4 protein-coding genes are annotated in these 3,043 nt (G+C 68.2%); 1 reads left to right on the plus strand and 3 read right to left on the minus strand.

Going from position 1 to position 3,043, the window contains the following annotated elements; all coding sequences use genetic code 11:
* On the minus strand, positions 1 to 612 hold a 612-nt coding region (locus DD1DGNOD_RS22195; protein ID WP_283234743.1), incomplete at its 3' end, for a beta-ketoacyl synthase N-terminal-like domain-containing protein.
* Between the two features lie 210 nt (positions 613 to 822).
* Here DD1DGNOD_RS22195 and mce point away from each other — a divergent pair.
* Positions 823 to 1,245, plus strand: coding sequence for a methylmalonyl-CoA epimerase (mce, locus tag DD1DGNOD_RS22200; RefSeq protein WP_131768456.1), 423 nt, complete (start codon positions 823 to 825; stop codon positions 1,243 to 1,245).
* Positions 1,246 to 1,298: 53 nt separating this feature from the next.
* Here mce and DD1DGNOD_RS22205 read toward each other — a convergent pair whose 3' ends face one another.
* The gene (locus tag DD1DGNOD_RS22205; RefSeq protein WP_131768417.1) at positions 1,299 to 2,270 is read right to left on the minus strand and encodes a VCBS repeat-containing protein; all 972 of its coding nucleotides are present in this window, start codon (positions 2,268 to 2,270) and stop codon (positions 1,299 to 1,301) included.
* Positions 2,267 to 2,797 carry a SigE family RNA polymerase sigma factor gene (locus tag DD1DGNOD_RS22210; protein ID WP_241251774.1) on the minus strand — a complete coding sequence of 177 codons (531 nt, stop codon included), beginning with the start codon at positions 2,795 to 2,797 and terminating at the stop codon, positions 2,267 to 2,269. The genes DD1DGNOD_RS22205 and DD1DGNOD_RS22210 overlap by 4 nt, the downstream gene beginning before the upstream one ends.
* Between the last annotated feature and the right edge of the window lie 246 nt (positions 2,798 to 3,043).

The following is a 3,043-nucleotide window of genomic DNA, read 5'->3' on the forward strand; positions in this document are numbered from 1 at the left end:
CACCTCGACCGGGACGATCTCGTCGTCGAACAGACCGTTCTTGATCGCCGCGGCGGCCCGCTGGTGCGAACGGGCACTGAACTCGTCCTGTTCGGCACGGCTGATACCGAGCCCGGCGTTGTACCGTTCGGTTCCCAGACCCATCGCCACCTGGTCGAACGCGCAGAACAAGGCGTCGTGCGCGGTCGCGTCCACCAGCTCGGCGTTGCCGTAGCGGACACCGGCCCGCAGGGACGGCAACAGGTGCGGACCATGCGTCATCGACTCCATCCCGCCGGCGACGACGACGTCGAACTCGCCGCTGGCGATGTAGGTGTCGGCCAGCGCGATCGCGTCCAGGCCTGAAAGGCAGACCTTGTTCACGGTGATCGCGGGAACGCTCATCGGGATGCCGCCCTTGACCGCCGCCTGCCGGGCGGTGATCTGACCCTGGCCCGCCTGGATCACGTGCCCCATGATGACGTATTCGACCTGTTCACCACTGATCCCGGCCCGCGACAACGCAGCTTCGATCGCTTTTCCGCCCAGGTCAACGGCGGAAAAGCCCTTCAACGCCCCGGACAGCTTGCCGATTGGTGTCCGCGCGCCGGCCACGATAACGGAACCAGGCATGAGTGAGCCTCCCGCAGGTACGACAGCATCTTCGGTAACCATAACGTGATCTTGTGCAACATGCCGGACGAGGAGGGGCGGCCCGTCGCATCCGTGCCGGTCGCGGTCAGGTGTGGCAGCATCCCGGGACGGCGGGCCGGCAAGCCGCGGCGGGACGCCCGCACCCCCACCCCTGTCATCACAACAACCGCGAGAGGGGCACAGCCCGCGATGTTCACCAGAATCGACCACGTCGGCATCGCCGTCCACGACCTGGAAAAGTCCATCTCCTGGTACGAGACGACGTTCGGACTCACGGTAGCGTCCCGGGAGGTCAACGAGGAGCAGGGCGTTCGCGAAGCCATGCTGTTCGTGGCCGACAGCCCCGCGGGCGGGTCCTACGTGCAGCTTCTGGAGCCGACTCGGCAGGACTCCCCGGTCGGCAAGTTCCTTGCCCGCAACGGCGAGGGCGTCCACCACATCGGCTACGGCGTCGACGACGTCGAGAACGCGCTGGCCTCGATCGGCGCGCAGGGGGTTCGGCTGGTCGACCAGCGACCTCGACACGGCTCCATGGGCGCGAGCATCGCCTTCCTGCACCCGAAGGACACCGGTGGAGTCCTCACCGAACTGGTGCAGGCCGCCAAACGCTGACCAACCACAGAAGCCAGGGGTCCCCCAAATCGTCGCGAAAAGGCGATTTGGGGTCAGGCGATCCCGCAGCCGGCGGTGAAGGGTGACTCAGCCGTGTTCAGGTCCACCGTCGAGGACGTGGGCGCGCCGACCGTCTGGAAGCCCTCGCCGGTCAACTGCCACGTCGTGGATGTCACCGAGTACGTCCGGTCCCCGGTGGAATCGCCGGCGGCGACGACCAGGGTCCCGGGAGTTTGGGGCTTGCACGTGAAGCCGTCACCGTGGGTGCCCGCAAGCCCGGCCGACAACGGCAGCGGCGGCCCGCTCAGCTGCCGCAGCTGCCTGGCCGGGGTCAGTTTGATCACGGTGAACGTCCTGGTGCCGGCGTTACCACCGAGCTGAACGATCAGTTCGCCGTAACCGTCGGTGTCAATGTCCGTGATCGAGAAGGTCAACGGCGACGCCACCTCCGACAGCGTCACCGTGGCCGGCCCGACCCAGCTGAGCGTGACCGTAAGCGTGTTGCCGGACAGATGCGGCGTGTCGTCCACCCCGTCGCCGTCGATGTCGCCCTTTTTCGCGGGGACGGCTACCGGCGTCGGGAGAGGAGCGGAGTTGAAGTTGCTGGGCGTAACGCTTGGCCGACCGGCCGTTGCGCTCGGGGACGGCGCCGGGCTGGTTTCCGTGACCGACGACGGGGGCTGCGACGAGGCCTGCGTGGCCGGGGGCCGGGCCGGGCCGCCCGCGGACCCGCCCTGAACAGACGACGAGGTAGGGGTCCGCACGGTCGCCGTGCCGGCCGTTTGCGTGAACAGCGGCGCGGCCGGTTCGACCAGGGTGGAGGAGGTCCGGGGCTCGCTCACCACGTAGGCGACACCGATCAGACCCGCCAGCGCCAGCCCGCCGAAGGCCATGGCCGGCACCCGCATCCGCCGTCGGCGGATCACCCCGGCGCGGATCCGCTCGTAGGCGTCCGGTGACACCTTCAGCGGTTCGACCGCCTCGAAGAGCCGGTGACGCAGTTCGTCGGGTTCGAGCCCGGTCACCGCAGGCCCTCCAGCTTGCTGCCCAGCGCAGCCAGTCCTCGCGACGTGTACGCCTTCACCGACCCGACGCTGCAGCGCATGACCGCGGCGGCATCCGCTTCGGACAGGTCGGCGTAGTAGCGCAGGACCACGGCCTCACGCTGGCGGCGCGGCAGCTCGCGCAGGGCCTGCACGACAGCGGCCCTTTCGACCAGGGCGTAGGCGCCTTCCTCCGCACTGGCCGCGTGCGGCATCGGTTTGGGCGCGTGCTTGAGGGCCACCAGCCGGCGCCGTAGTGTCGAACGCGCGAGGTTCACGACGGTCTGCCGCAGGTAGGCGAGTGCCTTTTCCCTGTCCTGCAGGCGCCCCCAGGCTGCGTGTACGCGGATGTAGGCGTCCTGGACGACCTCCTCGCACAGGCCGATGTCGTCGAGCAGGAGGGCTGCGAGGCGGACGAGCGACCGGTAATGTTCCGAGTACAAAGCGGTGAGAGCGGCATCGGCATCCCGCGCGACCTCGCTACGGGCGGCGTCGCTCCGCGCAGGCACGGGCCGCCACCCCTCCACGACTGTCATGGGCGCGGTCACACCAGATCAGACGCGCTCCCACCCTTAATGGTTGCTCTCAGGTTGTATCGCTTCTGGAGCGCACGCACACCCCCTACCGGACGACTACTGGGCATACCCGTCGGTAGCATCTGGCCCACGTCAACATGTGACGCACGGGAGGTTGATCGTGAAAGAAATTGCCGAGGTGATTCTTGCCGGTGACACGCCCAAGAAGGATTTCGCGGG

Origin of the sequence: Candidatus Protofrankia californiensis, assembly GCF_900634765.1 — a bacterium.
In the GTDB taxonomy this organism is placed as follows: domain Bacteria; phylum Actinomycetota; class Actinomycetes; order Frankiales; family Frankiaceae; genus Protofrankia; species Protofrankia californiensis.